Consider the following 24005-nt stretch of genomic DNA (forward strand, 5'->3'; position numbering starts at 1 on the left):
CCTGTTGCTCTGATTCCATCTTGCCGTCTCGGTCCGACACGATGCGCCACCCCCCGGCTTGTGTAGGTCCTCAGTTCCGGCTTCATCTGCCGACTTTGTCTCACGAACGCTTCATTTCCCTCATGCCACAGCGTTGTGACCGTGTTGCAGACGGTGCGCGGCGAATATCCTGTGGTCGGGTGTCGTTTTGCGTCGACTCGCGAACGGAGAACAAAGGCATGACGGAGGCCGACTACGTCGTTGTAGGAGCGGGCAGCGCGGGCTGTGCGGTCGCCCGCAGGCTCGCCGAAAGCGGCGCGTCCGTCGTGCTGCTCGAAGCGGGTGGAGTGGACAACAAGGGCTGGGCCAAGATGCTCTTCCAGATCCCCGGTGCGATCAACGTCATGCACTCGACGCCGCAGCTGAAGAAGCTGTTCGATTGGGGTTACAAGTCGACACCGCAGCGCAACGCGCTCGACCGCAAGATCCCTATGACGTGCGGTCGGGTACTCGGCGGATCGAGCTCGGTCAACGGGATGCTCTTCGTCCGGGGCAACAAGAAAACTTCGACGACTGGGCCGCCGAAGGCTGCAAAGGTTGGGCCTACGACGACGTCCTGCCGTACTTCAAGCGGATGGAGGACTGGGAAGACGGCGCGAGCAAATTGCGTGGGTCCGGCGGTCCGATCAAGGTGACTCGCCAGCACATCATCACCGACGCGGCGCGCGCGTTCATGGACGCCACCGCGACCCGCCTGGGTCTGCCGAAGCTCGACGACTACAACGGCGGGCTCTCCGATCCCGACTAGTGTCGGTGTTCGGTTAGGGGCCCTCGAATGTAGTGCCGTGAGATGGACGTGATCAGGGAGCAGCTTTGCACCGGTGGCGCTGGCCCGGTCCTACGACGCCGACAGCACTCCAACTCGCAAACTCGCACAAGGGTGACACTGACGGCAGGTCCTCCGAGGATCACGGCTGAGAAGCGCTTGTGCTCGGGGACGTTCAGGTGTAGGTGAACGCCCGCCGGAACCCGGGTGCGGCGGGCGTTCATGGTGGGGTCAGTTCAGGGTGGTGGTGTCGATGACGAACCGGTATCGGACGTCGGAGGCGAGGACCCGCTCGTATGCCTGGTTGATCTTGTCGGCGGGGATGACTTCGATGTCGGATCCGATGTTGTGGGTGGCGCAGAAGTCGAGCATTTCCTGGGTCAGGGCGATGCCGCCGATCATCGATCCGGCGAAGTTGCGGCGGCCGCCGATCAGTGACATCACGTGCAGGCTGAGCGGTTCGGCTGGGGCGCCGACGTTGACGAGGGTGCCGTCGACGGCGAGCAGGCCCAGGTAGGCGTTGGGGTCGATGCTGGCGCTGACGGTGTTGATTATGAGGTCGAATCGTCCGGCGAGCTGCTCGAAGGTGGTGGGGTCGGAGGTGGCGTGGTAGGCGTCGGCGCCGAGGCGGAGTCCGTCCTCTTGCTTCTTCAGTGTTTGGGAGAGCACGGTGACCTCGGCGCCGAGGGCGTGGGCGATCTTGACGGCCATGTGCCCGAGCCCGCCGAGGCCGACGATGGCGACCTTCTTGCCGGGACCGGCACCCCAGCGGCGCAGCGGGGCGTAGGTGGTGATGCCGGCGCACAACAGGGGAGCTGCGGCGGCCGGGTCCAGACTCTGCGGGACGGAAAGGACGTAGTCGGCGTCGACGACGACATGGGTGGAGTAGCCGCCCTGGGTGGTGGTGCCGTCGCGGTCGACGCCGGCGTAGGTGGGGACCATGCCGTTGGCGCAGTACTGCTCGTCGCCGCCCTGGCAGTTGGTGCAGTGACCGCAGGAGTTGACCAGGCAGCCGACGCCGACGCGGTCCCCGACCTTGTGGCGGGTGACGTCGGCGCCGACCTCGGCGACGATGCCGACGATCTCGTGGCCGGGCACGACCGGGAAGGGTTGCGGGCCCCAGTCGCCGTTGACGGTGTGGATGTCGGAGTGGCAGATGCCGGCGTACTGGATCTCGATGAGGACGTCGTTGGGGCCGACGTCGCGGCGCTCGATGGTCGTGGGGGCCAGCGGCTGGCCGGCGGCGGGGGCGGCGTACGCGTTAACGCGCATGGCAGTACTTCCTTACTTCTGTGATGGTCACAGTGGTGGTGAGCAGGACAGGGCTGAGTGACCGGTGCCGCATCGGTCGAGTCGGTGAGCGCACCGGGGGTGTGGTGGGTGAGGGCTATCGCTTCTTGGTGTTGTGGAGTTCGTCGGCCAATGCGCTCGCCTCGGCCGCGAGGAGCGCGGCACGGTGCTCGTCGCCCGCGTCGATCGCGCGCCAGTAGTCGATCTTGAGGTCGACGTAGCGTTGACGAAGTGCGATCTGCTGGGCCTCGCGGGCAAGTTGCTGCCGGCGCTCGGTCAGCAACTCGATCTGCGCGGAGGCGGCCGCGGCCCCGAGTTGTCCGTTGGCGACGTACTCCTTCATGTCATTGACCGACATCCCGGTCGCTGCCAGGCACGCGATGGCCACCAGCTGGCCCAGGTCATTCTCGTCGTAGACCCGGTGTTTACTGCTTTCCCCGCGGCTGATCGGCGCGATCACCCCGACCGACTCGTAGTAGCGCAGCGTGCTGGCCGGAAGTCCGGTCAGGGCGGCCGCGTCCTTGATCGTGTAGACGTGTCGGGTGGTTCGTGCACTCACACCATCGACGTTAAGAACTTCAAGTACTTGAAGTCAAAGGTCGGATGAGTCACACCCCAGGTGGGGGCGGTCACGGCCGATGATGGCCCCGCTGTCCTCGTCGACGACGGCCCCGCGGTCTTCATCGACGACGGCCCCGCGGTCTTCGTCGACGATCGTGACATCAAACTCGCGAGAGCCGAGGCGACGACGTCTCGCAGGCTGCCGCCTGGTCTGAAACGGTGCCCCGCAAATCGCCGCGATGAGCGGGGTGCTGCGGTGGGTGCACCCCGGCACCACCAGGTCGGAGTTACGCGACCCAGCGTGGGGCTATCTCGATGGCATGTCGAACTGTTTCCACTCCTGTGCCCAGCGCCGCAACCGGTTTCGGGTGAACAGTCTGTGTGCGAAGGTCGTAGGGAGCAGGACGGCGCCGGCAGCGAGTGCCCAGACCCCGAAGGCGGCGGTCACCGCGAGGACTGTATTTTCCCGGCGGTCGGGGATGGGGCCGGTGAGGTTGCCGTCGGCGTCGATGCTGATGGTGATGGTCTGACCAGCCTTCGCGGGTGCGTCGGTGACCACGGCGGCGACGTGATCCCCATGGGGTGTGGACCAGCGCGCCCGGGCGGTGTTCTGGGTGCCGGCGGGACGGATCGAGTACTCGGGGGTGTGGGGTGCGAGGTAGGTGTCCTCGAGCAGGACAGCCGGTACGGGGCGGACGCCGGCGCGCAGTGTGTGGGTTTGCTGTTCCAACCGGGTCTGCGTCGAGGTGCCGAACGCGGCCGCAACGGGGATCAGCAGCAGGACCACGGCCGCGGTGAGCAGGATGATGAGGATGATGGTGGCCTCGTAGCGGTCGCTGGGGCGCATCAGGTGGTTGCGGCTCCATGGGCCGAGCCGCCACCACCGGACCGGCGTGGGCACCGGTGCCAGTTCCTCCCGACGCATGGTCACCTCCAGCAGGTCCTTCCGCCTTCTCCTCCCTTTCGATTGTGCGACGGAATCCGAGGTGGTGTTTCGACAGGTTGCTCCGCGAGCGTCGGGGGGTGTTTCAGGCGAAGATGTATTCCTCGACCGCCCCGCGCATGAGTTCTGCTGGGCTTGCAGCGCTGGCGCTGCCCGAACTCGTCGAGTTCGTTGCTCAGTGGCAGTGGCAGTGGCAGTGGCAGTCGACGTTTGGGGAGCGTCGCTGATGCCCGCGTACGGCGACAGGGACGGGTGGCAGCCGTTTACCCTCTCGCGCAGTACCCTGTCGCCTCGGCCATCGTCTAACCGGATTCTTCACCGGTGTGCCTCGATGTACGGGTGGCCGGTCCATTCACTGACCACGCGGTCTGCGCTACCCAGCTGTCCCACTCCGGCACTCGAACGGGGGCGAACCGTATGTCCGGCATGCTGATTGAGACAGGCACAACGGTTCGGCCGGAATGCCCGAGCACTGCGGCGGCGACCGCACACATTCGCGGATTCAGGTTTCGAGGTTCTGGCTGGCTGTGCGGGCGGCGGTGTTGGCGCGGGTGCATTCGTCGCTGAGCCGGTTAGGGATGCGGCGGGTGGGCTGCTGGGCCAGTTCGCGGCTGAGGTGTTCACGCATTTCGCTGACACCGTCGAGCTTGCTCTCGAGGACCGGGGCGGTGACACCTGCCCCGAGTTCGGCGGAGGCTCGGTTATCTGGTTCCGGCCTCAGCGAGGACCGGTGTCTCACCGTAGTGCCGCCGTGTGATTCGACCAATAGGCGGTCTCGTACTCGGCAGGTGGGACGTGGTCGATCTCGCCGTGTAAGCGGCGGTGATTGAACCAGCTCTTCGAAAGATTCGAAAGGTATTAGGATTCTTTCGAACGGATGGTTTGTGATGAGTGCGCAGGCGTTGGATCAGCACACGTATCTGCCGCAGGCGGTGGAAGGCGTGGGATTGGCGGAGGTCGTCGGCTTCCTCGATGCGCACGAGCGGCGCTGTGGGGACCGGGTGGAGCCGCCGTATCTGTTGGTCGGTGCCGGTGAGCACGATCAGGTGGAGCTGCCGGCGGAGGTGCATGCGGCGCTCGAGCAGGTGGTGGCCGCGTTGCAGGCCGGTCGTGCAGTGACGGTGGCCCCGCAGGCGACGATGTTGACCACGCAGCAGGCCGCGGATCTGCTGGCGGTGAGCCGGCCAACGGTGCGCCGGTTGATCGACGTGGGGGAGTTGCCGGCGGAGAAGGTCGGCACACGCCATCGGCTGTTGTTGCGGGATGTGCTCGAGTATCAGCAGCAGCGCCGGGCCCGCCGATACGAGGCACTCGCCCAGACCGCTATCGACATCGACGACGAGGACGATCCGGTGGTGGTGGCGGAGCAGTTGAAGATCGCGCGGAAGGCGGTCGCGGAGCGCCGACGGACCGGCAGCGCGGGCCGGTCAGCCGCGGCGGGCGGTCGATAGGCCGCCCGGGGTGTTCGCAGCGGTTCTCGATACCTGTGTTCTCTGGCCGAGCCTGCAGCGGGATTTCCTGCTGTCGATGGACGTTGAGGGCTTGTACCGGCCGTTGTGGTCGGAGGTGATTCTCGACGAGCTCGAATTCCAGAGACGGCCAAGCTCGAACGACGCGGGCGCAGTGCGGCGGCAGCCCACGTGGCGAGTGCGCGGCTGGTGGGAACGATGCGCGAGTACTTCGACGACGCCCTGGTGACCGGCTGGGAGCCGCTCGAGGGCACGTTCTCGCTGCCGGATCCCGACGAGAGCACGTCGTTGCGGCCGCCGTCGTCGGCGGTGCCGGGGTGATCGTCACGCTGAATCGGAAGGGTTTTCCACGAGAACGAGTTCCCGGGCACATCCAGGTCGTTTCGCCGGCGGAGTTCGCCGCCGACACGGTGTCGGTGTCCCCGACTGCGGCGGCGCGGGCTGTGGAGATGCTCGCGACACGCCTGGTGCGGCCACCGATGACCGTGGACGAGGTCCTCGATCTGTTGATGGCGCGTTACGGCATGGACGATGCGGTTGCGCTGCTGCGTGATCGAGAGTGATTGCCATCCGGAAATGGCCCATAACGATCTGAAATAGGCTGTGCAGTAGAGGCTTAACCACCATTCTTAGCTAGCTAAGCAGTCAGTCAGCATTTCATCGATGGCCTTGCCTTTGTTGAACTGCTTCTCGGTGATCTTTGCCTTGAACTTCTCGATCAGCTCTGCACTTCCGCTGCCAGGCATGTTTGTACGCGCTTGCTTGGCGATTGGGGTTCGCTCTGGCGGTACTCGTAGTGCGGCACGTGGGAACTTATCGATCAGTGATAGCAGCTTGCCTTCCCGGATTTCCATCGGCTTGTTTGACTCGAATGTCCACCCAATGTGTTTCAAGTTCGTCGACTCGTTTGCGTCTCCTTTGTTGTCTACGAAGTCATTTCGTTTCGAGGTTCTGGCCGGCGGTGTGGGCGTGGGTGTATTCGTCGTTGCTGAGTCGGATGGGGATGCGGTGGGCGGGGCCTGGGGTGGGCCTGTGGGCGAGTTCGCGTCTGAGGTGCTCACGCATCTCGCTGATGGGCAGGGATGCGAGGTCGGTGAGGATTTGAGCGCCGGTGGAGGCGGGGTCGTCGAGCAGGGCCAGGAGGAGGTGGTCGGTGCCGATTTCCTCGTGGCCGAGCAGGGCGGTCTGGTGCAGGCTGCCCTCGAGGACCTTCTTCGTTCTCGCCGGTGGCCGGGATGTCCCCGACCGCCGGGGCGGAGCCCGCCGGGGCTGACGCCCTCGGAGTTTGCTCTTCGGGGTCGGCTCGGGTCACCCCATGAGGGAGCCTGGTGATGAGCAGGGGAGGGGTGGTGGTGGCCATCCCGTCACTTCCTCGACGTCGTCTCGATGGGGCGAGCGGCGGTCGGTCGAGAATCACCGAGACGTTTCGAGATCGGGGACGGCAGCGTTCACGCCGTCGTTTGTGCGTGTCGTACCGGTGTTCGGTTTTGCCGAGTGCATTACACGGTGTTGACTCCGACACGTCCGCCGTCGACGTCGAGGACTGTCCCGTGTACGAAGCGGGCGTCGTCGGAGGCGAGGTAGAGCACGGCGTCGGCGATGTCTTCGGCGGTGCCGGGCCGGCCGGCGGGTGTGGAGTGCATCAAGGTGTCGGCGGGGGAGTCGGTGTGGGGTCCGGTGGGGCGGATGACGCCGGGGGAGACGGCGTTGACGCGCAGGCCTCGGGGGCCGAATTCGGCAGCCCAGGACCGGGTCAGGCTCTCGATTGCGGCCTTGGAGGAGGCGTAGACGGGGCCGTGGGGGATTCCGAGGCGGGCCACCCATGAGCCCAGGTTGATGACGACGCCGCCACCGTTGCCGGTCATGCGTGGGGCCAGGGCCTGCACCAGGAAGAGGGGTGCCTTGACGTTCACGGCGTAGATGCGGTCCACGACGTCGTCGTCGACGGTCATGGTGCCGGAGGCGGGGAAGATGCCGGCGTTGTTGACCAGGATGTCGAGGTGTCCGCCGGTCAGGTGCAGCGCCTGCTCGGCGAGGGCGTGGCTGGTGGCGGAGGTGCCGTCGAGGTCGGCCGGGAGGAAGTCCGCGCGGCCTCCTTTCGCCTGGATCGCGGCGATGGTCTCGTTCCCGCGTGTCGCGTCGCGACCGGAGACGATCACGTGGGCGCCTTCGGCGGCGAAGGCGACGGCGATGGCGCGCCCGATGTGGGAGGTCGATCCGGTGACGAGGGCGGTGCGGCCGTGGAGTCGGTTGCTGGTGAAGTGATTGGTCATGTCCCGACCGTAGGAACTATTTTTTGGACCCGCAAGTCCAGAAAGTGGGGTGTGTTCACTGGTAGTGGAGTTGTGGAGGGTTGGCAGGTCCAGAATTGCGTTACCGTCGACGCATGCCGATCACTGCGAAGGGGCTCGCGACCAGAGCGCGCATCGTCGAGGGTGCCGCGACGCATCTTCGGGGTGGTGAGCCCGGTCAGGTCACGCTCGACGACATCCGCGCGATCACCGGAACCAGCAAGGGGCAGCTGTTCCACTACTTTCCGGGCGGCAAGGACGAGCTGCTGCTCGCCGTCGCCGTCTACGAGGCGGGCCGGGTTCTCGGCGATCAGCAACCGCACCTCGGCGCGCTGACGTCGTGGGCGGCGTGGCTGAGGTGGCGGGATGCGTTGGTCACCCGCTACCGCGCTCAGGGGGCGCACTGTCCGCTCGGGTCGCTGCTGGCCCAGGCGGGCGGAACGCCGGGGGCCTATGAAGTGGTCCGAACACTGTTGGCGCAGTGGCGGACTCACGTCGTGGCCGGGATCGAGGCGATGCAGGCGGCCGGCGAGGTCCGGGCGGAACTGGATGCGCCGCGCACCGCGTCCGCGTTCATTGCGGGAATTCAGGGTGGGGTGCAAGTCCTGCGGTCCACGGGCAGTGTCGAGGATCTCGAAGCCGTCCTCGACACTCTGATCGACTACCTTCGGGGCCCGGGATCGCCCGGTGCTACCTGCTGATCGGCTGGGACGCCACGGGAAACTGGTTTGCTCAAACAGCTGGGCCGCATTCCCCGGTGCGGAGCGGCACAGTGTGTTGAGTCGTTGTGGATGATTTGTGAATGTTGTTTCGTTTCAGTGACTGTGGGTTGTCGCGCGCACCGTGAAATGACTGTGGAAGGAACACCCGCAATGACGACGACGGACACGCTGGGTGGGGGCGTGATGGTGCTGTGACCTGGTGTGATGACATGTCCCGCGGTTTGTGATGTGCCGGCGTGTCGCGGTGTGGGGTGTGCGTTTCGTTCGTTTCGAAGTAGCTTTGAAAGTTGTTGACGTACAGCATGTTTGTTAATCCGTTGGACAGAAGGGCGTACCCCGCGTCGGGGAGTTGTCCGGGCGGTCAACGCGCAGTGCACACGCGACGTGTTGTCCGAAGCGGGTTCGGAGCGCAGATCGGGGCGGCCGCGGACCGAGGCGACATCACCTAAGAGCAGGCCCCGCTCATCGTGCGCTCGCTCCTGTCGGCCGGTGTGGGCACAACCGGCAACGGCCTGGCCTCGGTGTTACGCCTTCGCCGCGTTACCGACCGGGCGCAGGCTGGCTGCGGTTTGGAGGTCACGCAGCAGTCGGTCTCGATTTGGGACTCGGTGGTGCTGGTGCCGTCATCGCACATGGTTAGGGCGCGGCTGCGCGTTGGCCAGCGCGCCACACACGACGCACCCGCACGGCCCGACTGTCGGTTTCAGAGGTCGAGTTCGCGGGATTCTGGGGAATTCCCCGCGAGTGCAGTCGTCTTCTGAATTCAGCAGACAGAAGTGCTATGTGGCGAGGTCCACAGCCAGGTACAGCACTGCGCGCCCGTCCGGGTCCAGCGCCGGTGGCGTGGGGGGTGTGATGGTCGAAGAGGGCCATAGGCCCGAACCGGCGGAAGGGTTCGGGTCTGTAAATGCACTCGCAGTCAGCCTCTCGATACTGGAGTCGGCACGAACGGGGGTTCGCATGCCCGTAGATTTTCGATTGGAGTGACTCGCTCGATCGCGCGACCATGACCTACGGACGCCTTGGCCAACCTGCATTGCGTCCCACCCGCAGAGTCGTTGCTTACCTCTGGATCTGGATGCTGGCCGACCGTGATGGAGTAGTCACCGTGTAGCGTGCCAGCCGCTGGTTATTGTCGCCAACGCCATTCGCCTAGCCGCCAGTGTGGACGTTGCTGCAACGCAATACTTTTGGCCGTAGGTTGCCAACAGGTTGTGCAGGTACGTGACCCTGTAGCGTTGGCGATCCGATCGACTGGATGGCTGAGCAGTCAACGGACCTTCCGCACCGGCTTCAACCCCCAATTCTCGTTGCGGTCGAATGTGATGATTGACCGGTCGGGGGAGAATAGGTTCCCGGGGTCGGTAATAGAAGCATGTCCGTGTCCGCTATTGAATGTAGTGTTTACCTCATGGCGACACGCACGCTCGCTCGACTCCTGTGCACGGCGATGCTGACGTTTGCAGCGTTGCTCGGCGTACCCGTCGAACCCCCGCCCGCATCCGCCCAGCCATGTCCCGATGTCGAGGTGGCGTTCGCCCGGGGTACCGATCAACCGGATGGCGTGGGCATCACAGGACTCTCATTCGTCGAATCGCTTCGCTTGTTCGCGGGCGCGCGGTCGATCGGGGTGTACGCCGTTAACTACCCTGCCGGTAGCAATTTTGATGACAGGCAAGCGTTTGTCCACACCTTCGTCGACGGGATGCGGGACATGCATTCTCGGATCCAGTTCATGGCGACAAGCTGCCCCAACACGAGGATGGTGGTCGGCGGTTACTCTCAGGGCGCGGCTGTGGCAGGGTTTGTCACCGCGGACGGAAATCCAGCCGGATTCCCTACTGAGCTAGGCCTACCTGGGCCGTTGTCGCCGGATGTTGCGAGCCACGTTGCCGCGGTCGTCTTCTTCGGAAAACCCTCGGATCGGTTTATGCGTGATGCAGGCAGTCCGCCGATTGTTGTCGGGCCGCTGTTCGGGCCGAAGACAATCGATTTGTGCGCTCCCGGCGACAACATCTGCGATGGTGCCCCTCTGGGACGACCCAATGTCGTGCACGCGTTGTATCCCGCGAACGGGATGACCATCGCGGCTGCACAGTTCGCCGCCGATCGCCTCTAGCCGGTCCGCGTGCCTGGTGCATTGCCTCATTGAGGATCGGGCTGGCGCTCGCAGGCCGCCGCCGGAGCCCGATTGGCGACAGTGATGTCGGACAGAGCACACCGACATGGTCGTTCATCCAGTCCCATGCCCGTGTATCACGTTGTGCCCGAGCGTCATGTTCTCGATGATCCTCGAAACGAGAGCATCCCGGTGCCCAGCACCCACAGTGATCGCTTGCGGGAGCCGAAGAGCATTGCGTGGCCGCCGAGTCTCAGCTGGTCGGGACTGTCGGCTGGACCGGGGCCGAGGAAGGCTCCTGCGGCGGCTGCCGGGTGGGTAGTTGCGTGGTCGGGTTGTCCTACGGCACAGGCGGGGGCGGCTGCGGAGGCGGGACCATCGTGATCGTGGGTTCAGGGCTGGTGGACGGCAACGCCTCGGGCGGAAGCGTGAGCGTCGTCGTGGGTAGTAGCGCACCGCGCGGCGCCCGCAGGCGGCGGGGCGCTCGCTGAGCGCGTCGGGCCAGGAGGGCATCGTCGTCCTTCCCGCGAGTGCGACGACTGGTGCGTGGTTGTCACCGAAGGACTCGATGCCCAGGGCGGCCTCATTGGTGTTGATGGTGGTCATCGGAGCACCCGTGAACGTGCAGCACCGCCCGTGAGGGTTGGACTCGCGCTGGTGGGGCTCGACGGTGATGTGTCCTGCAACGGTGACGATGGGTGCACTCCCGTTCTGCCGCCTTCTGGTGGGACTGTCCGAACCGTTCCTCGAATTTCGAGGATGTCCCATGACGGTGGCGTTCGCCGGTTGTCGCGGGTCCGCCGAGCAGGGCACCACCCGGCGGCTCGACACGGCATGCTAAGGCCGCTTGCCGTACCCGAGCGCCTCGACGATCTTCCCGTCCCGGACGCGCATGAGATTCACGCCCCGATAGTTCTCGGTGCCGTGATCCTCCAGCGGATGACGGCTCGGTCGCCGTCGATGTCGACGTGCTCGACCGTGAACCTGATGGCGGGGTCGGAGGCCAATCCCTGCCAGCCCGCGAGGCATTCGTCGTAGCCCGTCCATCGGTTGCCGTCGGGCTCCGGGCCGGTGCCCTCCATCACGCAGTCGGTGGCGATGAGGTCGACGAGCTTGTCGGGTGCCCGTTCGAGGAACGCGGCATTGTATCGATCGATGACTGCTGCTGTGTCGGTCATGGCCGTATCGTCTGCCGCGGAGTCACTGCTGGCAACTCCCTGGAAGGAATGGCATCGACCCCCGGGGGTGAGCGAAGATTAACCGGTGATGACGCGGTTCCCAAGTGAGTTCCGGCGCTGGCGCACGGCCCGCCGGATGAGCCAGCTGGATCTCGCGCTTCGGGCGGGCACCACCCAGCGGCACGTGAGCTTCATCGAACAGGGCCGCTCCCGCCCGGGTCGGGGCATGGTGTTGCGCCTGGCGGAGTCGATGGAGCTCACGCTACGGGAGCGCAACGAGCTGCTCCTCGCTGCCGGCTTCGCCCCGGCGTTCCCGGAGTCACCGCTCGACGACGAGGCGCTCCGCCCGGTTCGCCGGGCGCTGGAGACGATTCTCGACGGTCATCTCCCGTACCCGGCGATGGTCGTGCGGCCGCACGGCATCCTCGTCACCGCCAACCGGGCGTTCGAGGTGTTCGAAGAAGGCGTCGACCCCGCGTTGCTCGCACCACCGGTCAACGTGTTCCGCCTTGCCCTGCACCCCGATGGGAACGCGCCCCGGGTGCGCAACCTGCCGGAGTGGGGCCGGCACATCACCGAGCACCTGCGGGCTCAGCTGGCGCAGAGCCCCGACCCGGCGTTGGAGGCGCTGCTCGCCGAGCTCGAGTCCTACCTTCCGCCGCTTCCCGAGGAGGCCGACGTGCTCGGCTTCGCGGTGCCGTTGGAGCTGGGCTCGGCCGATGGCGACCTCCGGCTCATCACGACGCTCACATCGTTCGCGACCGCCGCCGACGTGACGCTCGCCGAGCTGCACCTCGAGGCGTTCCTGCCCGCTGACCAAGGCACCGCCGAGGTGCTGCGCCGCCGATGGGGGTGACGATCGGCGATGCCCGGGCGATCGCCGCCACGTTGCCTCGTTCCTATGAGGCGCTCGTACGCGACGAGGTGAGGTTCCGGGTCGGGCGCCTGGTGTACGCGGCGTTCTACCAGGACGACACGATCATGGGTTTCGGGTTCCCCAGGGAAGAGCGGGGGGCGCTGGTGGCCTCGGAGCCCGAGAAGTTCCTCATGCCCCGCCCCTCCGACATGCGGTACCGGTGGGTCTGCGTACGGCTCGATGCCCTCGACGTCGAGGAACTGCGCGAGCTGCTAGTCGACGCGTGGCGGATGTGCGTGCCGAAGAAGGTGGCTGCCGCCTACGAGGGTTGACTGATGCCCTGCTCGGAATGACATGGACCACTCCGTCAGCGACCTGGCACGCGAGGTCGGCCGCGAGCGCAGTCAGGTCTCGCGCATGCTCAAAGCACTCGAGCGTGGCGGACTGGTCGAGCAAGCACCCGAGGGCAAGCGGTACCGGCTGGGCTGGTCGCTGCTGGTCCTCGCTACCGGCGCCGGCGACATCCCACTGCCGAGGGCGGCACGGCCCGTCCTGCAAACCCTCGTCTCACGGGTCGGCGAGGTCGCGTTGTTGTCGGTGCAGCAGGGAAACCGGTCCCTGACCGTGCTCCGGGAGGAGTCCCATCAGTCGCTGCGGGCCGGAGGGTGGGTCGGGCGCAGTTCCCCGATGCACTGCACAGCCTCCGGGCGGGCGCTGCTCTTCGACAGTGCCGACGAACTCGTCGAAGCGCTGACGGCCGAGGACTGCTGACTCCGATCTCGACGCTTGCGGCGCCAATGAATCTGGACGAGATCCTCGAAAGGCTGAAAAGTGCACGAGCACAATGGTATTCCGTTGTCAGTGAAGAGGTCGAGATCGGATTGACCTCGGTGAGTACCCGGTGAGGGACCGCAACAACACGATCACCTCCGTCATCAACATCTCCGGGCCCACCTCACGGCTCATCACGCACATCGAGGACATCGCAAAACTGCTGAAAGCAGGAAGCGCCACGATCCAACGAACCCTGACCTCCCCGGACGTCACCGCGCTGTCGCCTCGGCGAGGACAGGCACCTGCCGAGTCCAGGCGCGGCCCATACGTAGAGCGACGGGGCACATCGCGTTCTGAGGACCGACCCGAGTTCACCGTAATCGACGCCCTCTGCACCGGCGATTTCGTGGAGACGGTGTGCGCGCGTAACGCCCCGGGCCGCGTTCGATCATCCACTGTCCGCGGAGATCCCCACCGTCGAGCTGCTCGTCGAGCATGCCGACTGACCGCAATAGATAGGACGCGAATAGGTTCCGAATCAACCTACGGTGCATAGCATTAACGATCGACAGGAGGAATCTCGGGATTGCGAGTCATCGCAGAGCGCCACGATGCTTAGGGGTGTCATGACGCATGCGCGGGTGCCGAAGGCGCACAATCGGTGAATGGCTTTTCGGTTCGTACAGGAGACAGTCCGTTTTCTCGCGGTCTCCGATCCCGGCAGGCTGCGGCTACGTGCCGCAACCGCCACGACGATCACCGTCATTCTCGCGATGGTGGTGCTGCTACCGGGTTCCAACGTGATCGGCCAGCCACTCACCGTCGCGCTGCTCGGGACGGTCGTCGCGATGCAGTCCTCGGCGGCGGTCAAGGACAAGGATCAGCACAGCAGGGTGATCACGACACTGCTGCTCGTGTTCCCTGCAATCGCAGCGGTGTCGATGTCGGCGGTGCTGTCACAGTTCGGAAAGGTCGCCGATGTGGGCTTCATCGCGGTGCTCTTCGCGGCCGTCTGGGTGCGGCGCTACGGCCCGCGAGGCACGGCTCTCGGGATGGTGGCGTTCATCTGCTACTTCTTCGCACTCTTCCTTCGGGCCCAGCCTGGGCAGATTCCCATCCTCGTCGTCTCCATCGTCGTCGGCATCGGTATCTCGCTCCTCGTCCGTACAGTGATCCTGCCGGACCGGCCCGGGCTCGAACTCACACGGTTGGTTCGGGCGCTGCGGGCCGCGTCGATCGACGTGCTGGAGGTGTCGTCGAACAGGGGTGATCGGAATCTCGATCTACTCCGCAAGAAACTCGACCGGCTCGGAAGCACCGCGCTGATGATCGACGACTGGCTCGACCGCAACGATGCAGCTCACCTACTGAGCGTCACGAACGATGATCTGTCCGTTCGTATCTTTGACGCGCAAATCGCTACCGAACAACTCGTCAGCGCGCTGTGGGCGCTCGACCCGAACAAGTCGTGGCCGAATTCGCTGGGGCAGGTGACCACTGCACTGGGATCGTGCCTGCAGAACAATCCGTCGGACGACCAACTCCGCGCTGCCCGACGCATCGCCGCCGCGGCTGCAGGCAAGTCCGATCCATCGACTCGTGCGGGTATCGCGACCGGCGCCGCGATGCGAGCAGTGCAGGCGCACATCGCGATCCATCACATCACCAGCAACGCCCTGCGAACAGAATCCGAGCCGAGGAAGAAGCCGGACGAGGTCGAAGAAATGGACACCGGATTGAATCCGAGCACCAAAGCCGCGATTCAGGTTGCCGTCGCGACCAGCGCTGCAACGATTCTCGGTGAACTCATCTCGCCCGACCGCTGGTATTGGGCGGTTCTGACGGCCTTCCTCGTTTTCACCGGAGCGTCGACCCGCGGTGAGATTCTCTCGCGCGCAGGGCACCGTGTCGTCGGCACCATCGCGGGAGTTCTTGGAGGAGTGGTGCTGTCTGCGTTGGTCGGAAACAACCAGCCGTTGCAGTTGCTTCTGCTCGTCGTCTGCGTGTTCTTCGCGTTCTACCTCGTCACGGTTGCCTACGCATTGCTCTCCTTCTTCGTCACCGTCATGCTTGCGATGCTGTACGGACTGCTCGGCACATTCAGCATCGAGGTACTCGAACTGCGCATCTACGAAACGGCGGCCGGGGGACTCGTCGGAATAGCGGCGGCTTACTTCATCTTCTCCACCGGAACGAGATCGACGCTGATCTCGAAGATCGAGGACTACCTCGATCAGATGAGTGCCATCATCGACACCGGTATCGGAGCCGTCGTCCAACCAGGCCACGAGACTCACCTCGTCGCCGACATGCGGAAGCTGGACAACGCGCTGAAGGACCTTGTCACGGCCGGCAAACCCTTGGAAATGGGACCGACGACGCGGACTCGTCGGGGAGCGAAGCGGTTGTTGCGGATCATGACGGTCAGCAATCGGTCGTCTCATGCCCTCGCCCGAGCAGGGGTGAGCGCCTCTCGCGGCGAACCGGACAGCGGACCGTCGCAGGAAACCGCGAAGGCATTGCGCCAAGCAGCCGACGTCACCAAGGCAACTATCGCAGACGTCAAACGCGCACTCACCGGCGAGCACGTAGAGCCGCCGGAGAAACTCACCGAAACCTCGGCACCCGACGTCATGCTGCAGTCGACCACCACGCCGGGGCCGGTTCGCAGTGCCGTCCGCTCGCTCAGCACCCTCAACCGCACGATGGGGGAAGCATTGACGCGTGTCTGATGGCGTCGTACCTACTGCTGAGCGAAGCGCGAAGCAAGCCTGTCGAAGGGGAAGCCTGTCGAAGTCCTGTGCTGACCCGCAACGGTGGGTTGCCTTCGCGAGGAGGCGGCGAGCCCGGTAACCCAGCAGTTGTACGTACGACACCTATTCGTCGTGGTCTACGAATCGGCAGTCCAGCGCGTGGCAGATCTTCGCTGCGCGTCGATTCTCATTTCGTGGCTCTGAGCTCCCTGACTGTCGCCTCCTGCCAGTTCCGATCGGTGACGACGCCGCGGTCGCGGGCGGTCGTTCACCCGAGCCGCGCGCCGATTTGCGCCCACGGCCCGCCCGCCACCAGAGCCTCGGTCCTCGCCCGGGTGAGGAGATCATCGGTACCGGTTGCCACCGGAGAGGGCTGAGTCCCCGGACTGCTGCCCATCGTCCTCTCGACGGGCTCGGATTGGCTTCGCCATCCATGCGACCGTATCGGCCACGCACGTGACAGATGAAACAAGTCATCATTGCCGTCGCCTCAGTTCCAGTAACACACCCAACGAGGAGTGTTCGAAGCTAGTCGTCTGTCGCTGAACGGGTCTCGGTGATGTGGAACCGGATCCGACGCATCCTCGACATCATCGGGCCGACACAAGCTCCCGAATCTCGAGTGCCGCGTCCAGCATCTGACGTGTGTTCCGCCACCAGTCCTGCAAGTGCAGGTCGAGGATCAACTCATCTGCGCCCGCACTTGCTGCGGAAGCGATGTCGTCGAGAATTTGCTCGAGTGTGCCTGAAAAGCCGGTCCGATCGTCGCCGGACGGGGTCTCGGAGAACGTGACGTTCCCCACCACGATCATTTCCATCGTGGACGGGTCGCGCCCTGTGGCGGCCGCCGACTGGCGTATCAAGTCCCACGCCGTACGAAGCTTCTGAGCACCAGCAGCGCCAGGGGTCGGGAAAAGTGGCATCCAACCGTCGGCACGTCGAGCGATCCGCTGCAGCACACGTGCATTGGGACCTCCAGTGGAGCTGACGTCGACATCGCCGCCCAAGATGACGGGGATCGGTGAAGCCGGCTTCGGCAGGACGTAGGCGTTGTCGATGAGCGTGTGGGCCCCCGGTAGTTCACTGGATCCGGACCCCAGGCTGCATTGAAGACGTCGAGGGTCTCGTCGAGCAGTCGGCCGCGATCGGACTTGGCCACGCCGACTGCCTCGAACTCGTCGACTGCCCAGCCCGTGCCCAACCCCGCGGCCACACGCCCCCCGCTGATCTGGTCGAGGGTCGCGAATCTCTTCGCGAGTTGGAGAGGCTGATGAAGGCCGGCAACCATCACGCTGGTGCCCAGTCGGACTCGCTCGGTCACCACTGCTGCGGCCGCGAGGACGGTCAACGGGTCAGCCGCTTGCCGATACGCGGGCGGCCACGGCGCGCCTGGAGTAAAGGAATCACGGGGCGCCACAGGAAACAACGGTCGCTCCCAGGCCCAGATACTGTCGAACCCGGCACGTTCGGCTGCGCTGGCTACCTCAGTGACGTCGTGCCGCAAATCAATGCCCATCCGCTGGGGCAGGCGAAGTCCAAGTCTCATAGGCACTGCGCCTCGTCCGCGCGGAACAGCGTGCCACCGACGACGACGGCAGTCCGCGTCGTTATGCTGTTGCACTGACGAACATAAAGTCAGCACTATACCCGTGCGGTGTTGCTGATTTTTTGACGAACCCCACCGCGCTACACGGAGAACCCGATTCGAGAGACGGTGAGGCCCCCATGTCGATCAGCCACATCAACCCCTCGTTGCGTCGATGCTGAAGCCGTCCGGATTCGCGCACGCCCCAGGGCCGGAGAGTTGGTCCCGCCGTGGCAGGTATCGGGGTCACCGGCCTGTGGCAGCCCGAAGCTCTCATCGAGATACAGGCTGTGGCTGTCGTCGCCGGTGAATGACCTCCATCGCGTGTTCGCGGGCGGGACCGCTGAGGACCTCATTGAGGTCGGCGAACAGCTGTTCCGCCGTCACGCCGTTCCAGCCCTGCGGCAGTAGCGCCAGCGGAAGGCCTGGGTCAAGGTAGGGCAAGCGCCGCCACACGGTCAGCATCGGAACATAGGTCGCGAAGGCCGAATCCGGGGTCGCCGGCCCGCCCGTGAACTCGCGCAGTGCGGGCCGGTACCGCTCGATGAAGTCCGCGTACGACAAGGTCAGTTCTTCGAGGTCCCACCACCGACGCACCTTCGAACGCAGCTCCCCGAAGGCGATGTGGTTGCCTTCGAAGATGTCGACGTAAGCGGCGAGGCCACGTCGCTCGAGCATCTCGCGAGTCTCCTGAGCCAGGTGGCCAGGTGCGATCCACACCCCCGGCGCCGCAGTTCCGAAACCGAGCGTGGTCAGCGACGTGCGCAGTAGGTGCCGCTTCTCGCGTTCGGACTCGGGTACCGAGAACACCAGGACGACCCAACCATCCTCCATGGTTGCGCGCCTGCGGTGAAAGATGCGCGTATCTCCCTCGTTGATGACGTCCAGGGCTGATCGGGACAGTGCATACCCGGCTGCGCCGTCGTGGCGCACGCTCTGCAGGACGTCGCGTCGCTTGAGTCGCGAGACCGAGGAGCGCACCGCTTGCCCGTCGACTCCCAGGTCGGCCATCAGTCGCACCAGTCCGGCCACCGGGAGCCAGTTGCTTTCCGCGCGGGCGTAGAGGCCGAACAAGGTGACAATCAGCTCTCGCGGCTGCGACTCGGTGTCATCGGTGAAGACCGTCATGAGAACACCATAGGTGAGTGATCGGGGGGAGCGTTGCGCCCAGGCCTCAGGTAGTTCCGTTGATAAAAGTCTATGTCGCCTATTCACATGTCGTCACAATCAGTGCATACTTTCATCACTTAGACACCTGTGGAAAGGCTCACACACATGCTCTCCAGGTCGGCCCACATCGACACCTTCTGCCGTGACAACCTGCCGCCCACATCCGACTGGCCGGATCTACGCTTCGACCTACCCGAGTTGGCATACCCCGACCGGTTGAACTGTGCGCGCACCTTGCTCGACGACGCGGTCGCAGCATGGGGACCGGACCGCCGCTGCCTGCTCACTCCAACCGAACAGTGGTCGTACGGAGCGCTGTTGCGACGCGCGAACCAAATCGCTCAGGTCCTCGTCGGCGACCATGGGCTGGTGCCCGGCCAACGGGTGATGCTGCGGGGTCCGAACAATCCCTGGCTCGTCGCCTGCTGGTTCGCTGTCGCCAAGGCAGGCGGTGTCGTCGTGACGACCATGCCACTGCTCCGACACCTCGAGATCGCCAAGCTGATCGAGCTCACGAGTCCGGCGCTGACTCTATGCGATCACCGCTTCACCGAGGAGATGATGCAGGCGGCGGGTGATATCCCCGTGATCGCATTCGGCGGCGGGGGAGCCGATGATCTGATCACCTCCGCCGAGCGCAAGTCCGGCGAGTTCACCAACGTCGACACCGCTGCCGACGACGTGGTAATGCTCGCGCCGACGTCCGGAACCACCGGTTCACCAAAGGCCACGATGCACTTTCACCGCGACGTCCTGGCGAACGCGGACACCTTCTCCCGGCACGTCGTCAAGCCGGAAGCCGACGACCTGTTCACCGGCACACCGCCGCTGGCATTCACCTTCGGACTCGGCGGTCTGATAGTCTTCCCGATGCGGGTCGGGGCCGCCACCCTGCTGCTCGAACGCGCGACCCCCGCCGAACTCGCCGACGCAGTCGCGAAATTCGCTGTCAGTGTGCTGTTCACCGCTCCGACCGCCTATCGGGCACTGCTGCGCGCGGATCAGGCCGACAAGCTCGGCTCTCTGCGCCGATGCGTCTCCGCGGGCGAGCACCTTCCCGCATCGGTGTGGCATCAGTTCCACGACGCGACCGGAATCAGCATCATCAACGGCATCGGCGGCACCGAGATGCTGCACGTGTTCATCTCCGCCGCCGACGAGGACATCCGTCCCGGCTCGACCGGCAAGGCGGTGCCCGGGTTCTATGCCGAGATCCACGATGAGAACGGGCAACCGGTGTCTGACGGCACTCCTGGTCTGCTGGCAGTCAAAGGCCCCACCGGATGCCGGTATCTCGCCGACGACCGGCAGAAGAACTACGTCCGCGAGGGCTGGAACCTCACAGGAGACACCTACACCCGCGACGAAGACGGGTACTTCTGGTACCACGCCCGCAGTGACGACATGATCGTCTCCTCCGGGTACAACATCGCCGCACCCGAGATCGAGGAAGCGATCGACAAGCATCCCGATGTCGCCGAGAGTGCCGTCATCGGACTCCCCGACGACGAACGCGGCATGATCGTGCACGCGGCCATCGTGTTGCGCGACGGCGCGGTCGGCGACGAGAAGAAGATTCTCGAGATTCAAAACTTCGTCAAGCAGACCGCAGCACCCTACAAGTACCCCCGCAGCATCGTCTTCCTCGACAGACTGCCGCGGACCCCGAGCGGAAAGCTGCAGCGGTTCCGCCTGCGCGATATCTCCTCCGCGGTGCCGTCATGACCATCCCGTCCCCCGCGAGCGTCGTCGTCGATCGTCGTGTCGAATGGCAGGACACCGACGCCGCTGGGCATTACCACCACTCCACCGTCATCCGCTGGGTCGAGGCCGCAGAGGCTGTCCTAGCCTGGACCGGCGCAACAACAGGTTCATGTGGCTCGGAACCGACAAGGTCAACATCGAAAAATGCATCCGTACGACGGGACGAAAGTGAAGGGCAAAGATGTTGCCACGATTGAACTCCCGGTGTTCCACGGGACCCGAGGATCGTGCACGCTGGCTGTCGCTGACCGCGAATCTCGGGCGGCACCCATTGCCGAGCAGATAGCAGCGGTCGCACCAGCGAACGGCGTGCCGGTAGGAGTGGTGCGCTCCCACCGGCACGCGATCTACCGATTCGCAGGTTCAGACCAGCGGCCGGTAATCCGTTTCCCTTACCGAGATCCCCATCAGGACGGCAGATGGGCGAAACGATGACCAGAGGCCGTCAACGTCCTACCTGCCCTTGTTCCGATGCGTCCCAGATCATCTGCTGCTACCTGGATGACCGGCTTGCCCGCAACCGATACCGGGACCCGGGGCAACCTATCTGGTGTCCCAGGGCTCGGTTCCAGTGTGGGCGTCACCATCGCGGAGCCCCCTCGGGTGGTGCCCGAGCACGGACGCGCGATGTTCTTCGTCGTCGAACCCGATCGTGAGTGCCTGGTCCGCCTTGAACGCCGGATCCGTGATGGCCGCCTGCGGCCACCTGCGGTCAGCGTGAGGCCACTCGCTGAAGCCCTCACTGCCTTCGATCGGAAACAACTTACGATCATGCCATGTGGGATGCGACCAATGGTGGATGGGTGGGTGGATGTCTCACATCGCTGCGGACGCAGAACCGCCGTGCCCCGCATAGGCCTTCGTTCGTGGTCGTGGTCGCCGGCATGCGCGGGGATCGAGCCACCGCAGTGGGATCCCCAGGGGCGCATTTCACTGGTATTCATCCACGTCGATTTCAACCATCAGCCGCTGGGTCGCTGATCAGCCAAGCAAGGCATCGAGGGCAACCATGTCAGAATCAAACACACAGCCCGCTGGGCAATCAGTTCTGAAGCAGAAGACGCCGGCGGACCCGTCGCCGCAACCAGAACGCGGGATCCCGCAGCACTCCGAATTGGCCTTTCCTGGTGTACTACTGAGTGCAGCCTTCGTGGTCGGGGTATTCGGAGCGCTCGCGATCATGCTGACAGGTGCCGCTTCCGTCGTGAAGGGAGAAGTCGGACAAACCTACAGTGAACAGCTCGCGTCGGCCGGCGAAAACGACGTACTTGCGCGCATTCTGTGGGCACTCGGGGACATGACAGAATCCCAGTCCTATATCGGGGATCGCGTCGATCGGATTGCTCAGTGGCGCAACGATTGCCTGGTTGGCGTGGAGGGGGCGATCACGACCTTCCTCCAGGACCCAGGAGTAAGCCCATGAGCCCGAATCCGAACACCGACACGTCGGATTTCTATGCATTCGAACAGATGCTCTCCGACTCCGAGCGCGCATTGCTGCACTCCGTGCACGATTTCAGTGACCACCGAGGTCGACCCGATCATCAACACACATTGGAATGCCGGAACCTTCCCGTTCGAGATCGTGCCCGGACTCCGGAAGCTCGGCATCGCCGGTGTGCCTTACCAGGGCTTCGGCTGTGCCGGGCGGAGCTACCTGCTCGACGGGATGATTGCGATGGAGCTGGCTCGCACGGATTCCTCGATCGCCACCTTCAACGGCGTGCACGGCGGCCTGGCCATGGGATCGATCTACCTGTGCGGTTCGGACGAACAACGCGAACGCTTCCTCCCCTCGATGGCACAGTACGAGAAGATCGGATCCTTCGGGCTGACCGAACCCGACGTAGGTTCCGGTGCATCGGGCGGGCTCACCACGACTGCCGAACGCGACGGTGACACCTGGACTCTGAACGGGCAGAAGAAATGGATCGGCAACGCGACGTTCGGCGATCTCACGGTGATCTGGGCCAAGGACGTCGCCGACGGCCAGGTGAAGGGATTTGTCGTCGAGAATTCCTCGCCCGGATTCACGGCGGACAAGCAGGAGCGCAAGATCGCCCTGCGGATCGTGCAGAACGCGCTCATCACACTCGACAACGTGCAGGTTCCGGAGCACAACCGCCTGCAGGGCGCGAACACGTTCAAGGACACCGCCGAGGTGCTACGACTGACACGCGCGGGCGTGGCCTGGATGGCGGTTGGATGCGCGCGCGGCGCGTACGAGAACGCGCTGAAATACGCCTGCGCCCGTGAACAGTTCGGCAGGCCGATCGGCGGGTTCCAGCTCGTGCAGGACCTGCTGGTGCGAATGCTCGGAAACATCACCTCGTCCTTGGCCCTGTGTGCGCGGTTGTCCCAATTGCAGGACCAGGGGGATGCCGAGGACCGGCACTCATCGCTCGCCAAGGCGTTCTGTACGGTCCGCATGCGTGAAACTGTCGGATGGGCACGGGAGTTGATGGGCGGAAATGGAATACTTCTGGAACACAACGTGGGCCGTTTCGTCGCCGACGCCGAAGCGATCTACTCGTACGAGGGAACCAGGGAAATGAACACCCTCATCGTCGGACGGTCGTTAACCGGACACAGTGCCTTCGTCTGACGATTCGGGTGCGCCGACCCGACGCCGCCCTCACATCTGTGACCGGTATGGCGGCGGTGATGGAGCTCGACGTACGTGTTCGGTCGGCACAGCGCCCGCGCCGGGTCGGCATCTGCATTTTGGACAGGCCGAGGCGACTTGCAGGCTCGCGTCGGCGGACAATGGACCTCGACACAATCGCGACGCTTCACTCTTTCGAAGGAGCACCGATGACTGACACCGCCGTCGACGCCGTGGCATCCCTCCAGGTGACCGAGTACTGGGTTGTCGAAGTGGACCGCCACGACGGGACGTGTTGCACGTTCGGGCCGTTCACCGCCGAGGCGGCCTGGGCTAGAATGGAACACCGGACCGCGCCCACCAGGTTCGCCGCCGTGGTAGGGAAGCGATGAACATCACGGACAGTGCCGACGACATCATCCGGATCCCGGGCGGCCCGGCTAGGAGAGACTGCGTCCGGGGGAGGGGTATGAATGTGACGTTATGTCACGTGGTCCTGGTCGTCGCGGCAGCGCGGGCAGTTCTTCTCGTATATGTAGCCAGCGCGATGTCCCGGGCCTCATACCGACGCTGAAATCGTCCTTCTCTCAACCGAGAATTCGAACTTCTGGTGGCGGGTCACTCTCCGGTCGGGGAATCGGTGGCGCGACCTCAGGGTCGTGAGACCCGCGTCGTGACGAGTGTCGGTGCGGACCATTTATGGTGCCCTGAAATTTGTTGAGAATTTTAAATCTATTGCAGGGCAGTGGATATAGGGAAATGAATCGCCGATAGCTGACAGTGCGCCAGGACACTGTCGCAGGAAAATGGGCCAGCGGAACACGACAGGGGCCGAGGATGCAGCGTCCTTGTGCCGAGGTGGTAGAGGTCGACCCGCGCCAGATCATGGGCCCGCGGCCGGCGGCCGGGTCGGCACGCCGTACGTCGCGAGCCCGAGCAGTACCCCGGCCAGGGCGGTCGCCGGCGGGGCCAGGGCGGGTGTGCCACGGACCTCTCCTGTGGAGGCGAGCCAGAGGTGCTCCCAACTGGGTAGCGCGATCCATTCGTCCTTGTGGTTGAGAATCCCGGATCGAGGTTGGCGGCTACGTGCTCGTAGACCCCGAACAAGAGCTGGAGTCGG

25 protein-coding genes, 4 pseudogenes and 1 riboswitch are annotated in these 24005 nt (G+C 64.7%); of the genes and pseudogenes, 17 read left to right on the forward strand and 12 right to left on the reverse strand.

Annotated elements, in window-relative coordinates:
• Positions 1–218 precede the first annotated feature (218 nt).
• Positions 219–787: pseudogene (locus CJ177_RS30650) on the forward strand (GMC family oxidoreductase).
• A gap of 249 nt (positions 788–1036) precedes the next feature.
• Here CJ177_RS30650 and CJ177_RS30655 read toward each other — a convergent pair.
• The 4 genes from CJ177_RS30655 to CJ177_RS30675 all read right to left on the reverse strand — a co-directional run bounded on the left by CJ177_RS30655 (position 1037) and on the right by CJ177_RS30675 (position 4338).
• A complete protein-coding gene (locus tag CJ177_RS30655) occupies positions 1037–2077 on the reverse strand; it encodes an NAD(P)-dependent alcohol dehydrogenase (RefSeq protein ID WP_005242594.1) in 1041 nt (346 codons plus the stop codon).
• A 115-nt stretch (positions 2078–2192) separates the two neighbouring features.
• Positions 2193–2654 carry a MerR family transcriptional regulator gene (locus CJ177_RS30660; RefSeq protein WP_095869329.1) on the reverse strand — a complete coding sequence of 154 codons (462 nt, stop codon included), beginning with the start codon at positions 2652–2654 and terminating at the stop codon, positions 2193–2195.
• A gap of 309 nt (positions 2655–2963) precedes the next feature.
• Positions 2964–3581, reverse strand: coding sequence for a hypothetical protein (locus CJ177_RS30670; RefSeq protein ID WP_025432757.1), 618 nt, complete (start codon positions 3579–3581; stop codon positions 2964–2966).
• A 520-nt stretch (positions 3582–4101) separates the two neighbouring features.
• The gene (locus CJ177_RS30675) at positions 4102–4338 is read right to left on the reverse strand and encodes a hypothetical protein (protein ID WP_095869330.1); all 237 of its coding nucleotides are present in this window, start codon (positions 4336–4338) and stop codon (positions 4102–4104) included.
• Between the two features lie 148 nt (positions 4339–4486).
• On the opposite strand from CJ177_RS30675, the gene CJ177_RS30680 reads away from it, so the two are divergent.
• The 3 genes from CJ177_RS30680 (at position 4487) to CJ177_RS48465 (ending at position 5631) form a co-directional block, all read left to right on the forward strand.
• The gene (locus CJ177_RS30680; protein WP_095869331.1) at positions 4487–5050 is read left to right on the forward strand and encodes a helix-turn-helix domain-containing protein; all 564 of its coding nucleotides are present in this window, start codon (positions 4487–4489) and stop codon (positions 5048–5050) included.
• Between the two features lie 216 nt (positions 5051–5266).
• The gene (locus CJ177_RS48460; protein WP_257014741.1) at positions 5267–5389 is read left to right on the forward strand and encodes a hypothetical protein; all 123 of its coding nucleotides are present in this window, start codon (positions 5267–5269) and stop codon (positions 5387–5389) included.
• Positions 5386–5631: a hypothetical protein gene (locus CJ177_RS48465; protein WP_005242575.1), complete on the forward strand. Its 246-nt coding sequence runs from the start codon at positions 5386–5388 to the stop codon at positions 5629–5631. The genes CJ177_RS48460 and CJ177_RS48465 overlap by 4 nt, the downstream gene beginning before the upstream one ends.
• A gap of 66 nt (positions 5632–5697) precedes the next feature.
• Here the strand turns inward: CJ177_RS48465 and CJ177_RS46880 are convergent, their stop codons facing one another.
• The 3 genes from CJ177_RS46880 to CJ177_RS30695 form a co-directional block, all read right to left on the reverse strand.
• Positions 5698–5961, reverse strand: coding sequence for a hypothetical protein (locus tag CJ177_RS46880; RefSeq protein WP_197487901.1), 264 nt, complete (start codon positions 5959–5961; stop codon positions 5698–5700).
• A 40-nt stretch (positions 5962–6001) separates the two neighbouring features.
• The gene (locus CJ177_RS48470; protein WP_306453411.1) at positions 6002–6262 is read right to left on the reverse strand and encodes a Clp protease N-terminal domain-containing protein; all 261 of its coding nucleotides are present in this window, start codon (positions 6260–6262) and stop codon (positions 6002–6004) included.
• 305 nt (positions 6263–6567) lie between these two features.
• Positions 6568–7341, reverse strand: a complete 774-nt coding sequence (locus CJ177_RS30695) for an SDR family NAD(P)-dependent oxidoreductase (protein WP_061699121.1) — start codon at positions 7339–7341, stop codon at positions 6568–6570.
• A gap of 113 nt (positions 7342–7454) precedes the next feature.
• Here CJ177_RS30695 and CJ177_RS30700 point away from each other — a divergent pair, with 113 nt between their 5' ends.
• The 3 genes and pseudogenes from CJ177_RS30700 to CJ177_RS30705 all read left to right on the forward strand — a co-directional run bounded on the left by CJ177_RS30700 (position 7455) and on the right by CJ177_RS30705 (position 10200).
• On the forward strand, positions 7455–8060 hold the full coding sequence (locus CJ177_RS30700; protein WP_005242571.1) for a TetR/AcrR family transcriptional regulator: 606 nt from the start codon (positions 7455–7457) through the stop codon (positions 8058–8060).
• 343 nt (positions 8061–8403) lie between these two features.
• Positions 8404–8608, forward strand: a pseudogene (locus CJ177_RS48475) (cytochrome P450); the annotation flags it as partial.
• Between the two features lie 848 nt (positions 8609–9456).
• Positions 9457–10200 (forward strand): cutinase family protein, encoded by a 744-nt coding sequence (locus tag CJ177_RS30705; protein ID WP_082833423.1) that lies wholly within the window; start codon positions 9457–9459, stop codon positions 10198–10200.
• Between the two features lie 109 nt (positions 10201–10309).
• On the opposite strand, the pseudogene CJ177_RS48480 reads toward CJ177_RS30705, so the two are convergent.
• Positions 10310–10457 (reverse strand): annotated as a pseudogene (locus CJ177_RS48480) (acyl-CoA desaturase); the annotation flags it as partial.
• On the opposite strand from CJ177_RS48480, the gene CJ177_RS49230 reads away from it, so the two are divergent.
• Positions 10440–10691 (forward strand): hypothetical protein, encoded by a 252-nt coding sequence (locus CJ177_RS49230; protein WP_179443315.1) that lies wholly within the window; start codon positions 10440–10442, stop codon positions 10689–10691. The pseudogene CJ177_RS48480 and the gene CJ177_RS49230 overlap by 18 nt on opposite strands.
• A 408-nt stretch (positions 10692–11099) precedes the next feature.
• Here CJ177_RS49230 and CJ177_RS30720 read toward each other — a convergent pair whose 3' ends face one another.
• Positions 11100–11378, reverse strand: coding sequence for a nuclear transport factor 2 family protein (locus CJ177_RS30720; protein WP_257014742.1), 279 nt, complete (start codon positions 11376–11378; stop codon positions 11100–11102).
• Positions 11379–11466: 88 nt separating this feature from the next.
• Between CJ177_RS30720 and CJ177_RS30725 the strand changes: the two genes are divergently transcribed.
• The 4 genes from CJ177_RS30725 to CJ177_RS30740 all read left to right on the forward strand — a co-directional run bounded on the left by CJ177_RS30725 (position 11467) and on the right by CJ177_RS30740 (position 15740).
• Positions 11467–12234 (forward strand): helix-turn-helix domain-containing protein, encoded by a 768-nt coding sequence (locus tag CJ177_RS30725; RefSeq protein WP_025432752.1) that lies wholly within the window; start codon positions 11467–11469, stop codon positions 12232–12234.
• Complete coding sequence (locus CJ177_RS30730) at positions 12225–12566, forward strand: MmcQ/YjbR family DNA-binding protein (protein ID WP_005242562.1); 342 nt, start codon at positions 12225–12227, stop codon at positions 12564–12566. The genes CJ177_RS30725 and CJ177_RS30730 overlap by 10 nt, the downstream gene beginning before the upstream one ends.
• Positions 12567–12588: 22 nt before the next feature.
• Positions 12589–13005 (forward strand): IclR family transcriptional regulator, encoded by a 417-nt coding sequence (locus CJ177_RS47985; protein ID WP_218835137.1) that lies wholly within the window; start codon positions 12589–12591, stop codon positions 13003–13005.
• 668 nt (positions 13006–13673) lie between these two features.
• Positions 13674–15740 carry an FUSC family protein gene (locus CJ177_RS30740; protein ID WP_095869332.1) on the forward strand — a complete coding sequence of 689 codons (2067 nt, stop codon included), beginning with the start codon at positions 13674–13676 and terminating at the stop codon, positions 15738–15740.
• Positions 15739–15885: riboswitch (cobalamin riboswitch) on the forward strand. Its footprint overlaps the gene before it by 2 nt.
• 466 nt (positions 15886–16351) lie before the next feature.
• On the opposite strand, the gene CJ177_RS48490 is transcribed toward CJ177_RS30740, so the two are convergent.
• From CJ177_RS48490 to CJ177_RS30755, 3 genes are all read right to left on the reverse strand, one after another.
• Positions 16352–16720 (reverse strand): hypothetical protein, encoded by a 369-nt coding sequence (locus CJ177_RS48490; RefSeq protein WP_257014789.1) that lies wholly within the window; start codon positions 16718–16720, stop codon positions 16352–16354.
• Positions 16621–17307, reverse strand: a complete 687-nt coding sequence (locus tag CJ177_RS48495) for a TIGR03619 family F420-dependent LLM class oxidoreductase (protein ID WP_095869333.1) — start codon at positions 17305–17307, stop codon at positions 16621–16623. The genes CJ177_RS48490 and CJ177_RS48495 overlap by 100 nt, the downstream gene beginning before the upstream one ends.
• Positions 17308–17619: 312 nt before the next feature.
• The gene (locus tag CJ177_RS30755; RefSeq protein WP_061045457.1) at positions 17620–18474 is read right to left on the reverse strand and encodes a PaaX family transcriptional regulator C-terminal domain-containing protein; all 855 of its coding nucleotides are present in this window, start codon (positions 18472–18474) and stop codon (positions 17620–17622) included.
• A 147-nt stretch (positions 18475–18621) separates the two neighbouring features.
• Here CJ177_RS30755 and CJ177_RS30760 point away from each other — a divergent pair, with 147 nt between their 5' ends.
• The 5 genes and pseudogenes from CJ177_RS30760 to CJ177_RS30780 all read left to right on the forward strand — a co-directional run bounded on the left by CJ177_RS30760 (position 18622) and on the right by CJ177_RS30780 (position 23277).
• Complete coding sequence (locus CJ177_RS30760; protein ID WP_095869334.1) at positions 18622–20241, forward strand: AMP-binding protein; 1620 nt, start codon at positions 18622–18624, stop codon at positions 20239–20241.
• 618 nt (positions 20242–20859) lie between these two features.
• Positions 20860–21033: pseudogene (locus tag CJ177_RS48500) on the forward strand (NADP-dependent oxidoreductase); the annotation flags it as partial.
• Between the two features lie 256 nt (positions 21034–21289).
• Positions 21290–21703 carry a hypothetical protein gene (locus CJ177_RS47530; RefSeq protein WP_179443316.1) on the forward strand — a complete coding sequence of 138 codons (414 nt, stop codon included), beginning with the start codon at positions 21290–21292 and terminating at the stop codon, positions 21701–21703.
• 96 nt (positions 21704–21799) lie between these two features.
• Entirely contained in the window at positions 21800–22885 is a 1086-nt protein-coding gene (locus CJ177_RS30775; protein ID WP_257014743.1) for an acyl-CoA dehydrogenase family protein, read from the forward strand.
• A gap of 209 nt (positions 22886–23094) precedes the next feature.
• Positions 23095–23277 carry a hypothetical protein gene (locus tag CJ177_RS30780; RefSeq protein ID WP_005242547.1) on the forward strand — a complete coding sequence of 61 codons (183 nt, stop codon included), beginning with the start codon at positions 23095–23097 and terminating at the stop codon, positions 23275–23277.
• Positions 23278–24005: the final 728 nt, after the last annotated feature.

This window comes from Rhodococcus sp. ACPA1 (assembly GCF_002300195.1).
Lineage (GTDB): Bacteria > Actinomycetota > Actinomycetes > Mycobacteriales > Mycobacteriaceae > Rhodococcus_F > Rhodococcus_F opacus.

Coding starts and splice junctions, on each gene's coding strand:
- CJ177_RS30655 (WP_005242594.1), bottom strand. CDS start 2,077: ATGCGCGTTAACGCGTACGCCGCCCCCGCCGCCGGCCAGCCGCTGGCC.
- CJ177_RS30670 (WP_025432757.1), bottom strand. CDS start 3,581: ATGCGTCGGGAGGAACTGGCACCGGTGCCCACGCCGGTCCGGTGGTGG.
- CJ177_RS30680 (WP_095869331.1), top strand. CDS start 4,487: ATGAGTGCGCAGGCGTTGGATCAGCACACGTATCTGCCGCAGGCGGTG.
- CJ177_RS48460 (WP_257014741.1), top strand. CDS start 5,267: ATGCGCGAGTACTTCGACGACGCCCTGGTGACCGGCTGGGAGCCGCTC.
- CJ177_RS30695 (WP_061699121.1), bottom strand. CDS start 7,341: ATGACCAATCACTTCACCAGCAACCGACTCCACGGCCGCACCGCCCTC.
- CJ177_RS30700 (WP_005242571.1), top strand. CDS start 7,455: ATGCCGATCACTGCGAAGGGGCTCGCGACCAGAGCGCGCATCGTCGAG.
- CJ177_RS30705 (WP_082833423.1), top strand. CDS start 9,457: ATGTCCGTGTCCGCTATTGAATGTAGTGTTTACCTCATGGCGACACGC.
- CJ177_RS30720 (WP_257014742.1), bottom strand. CDS start 11,378: ATGACCGACACAGCAGCAGTCATCGATCGATACAATGCCGCGTTCCTC.
- CJ177_RS30725 (WP_025432752.1), top strand. CDS start 11,467: ATGACGCGGTTCCCAAGTGAGTTCCGGCGCTGGCGCACGGCCCGCCGG.
- CJ177_RS30730 (WP_005242562.1), top strand. CDS start 12,225: ATGGGGGTGACGATCGGCGATGCCCGGGCGATCGCCGCCACGTTGCCT.
- CJ177_RS47985 (WP_218835137.1), top strand. CDS start 12,589: ATGGACCACTCCGTCAGCGACCTGGCACGCGAGGTCGGCCGCGAGCGC.
- CJ177_RS30740 (WP_095869332.1), top strand. CDS start 13,674: ATGGCTTTTCGGTTCGTACAGGAGACAGTCCGTTTTCTCGCGGTCTCC.
- CJ177_RS48495 (WP_095869333.1), bottom strand. CDS start 17,307: ATGAGACTTGGACTTCGCCTGCCCCAGCGGATGGGCATTGATTTGCGG.
- CJ177_RS30755 (WP_061045457.1), bottom strand. CDS start 18,474: ATGACGGTCTTCACCGATGACACCGAGTCGCAGCCGCGAGAGCTGATT.
- CJ177_RS30760 (WP_095869334.1), top strand. CDS start 18,622: ATGCTCTCCAGGTCGGCCCACATCGACACCTTCTGCCGTGACAACCTG.
- CJ177_RS47530 (WP_179443316.1), top strand. CDS start 21,290: ATGTCAGAATCAAACACACAGCCCGCTGGGCAATCAGTTCTGAAGCAG.
- CJ177_RS30780 (WP_005242547.1), top strand. CDS start 23,095: ATGACTGACACCGCCGTCGACGCCGTGGCATCCCTCCAGGTGACCGAG.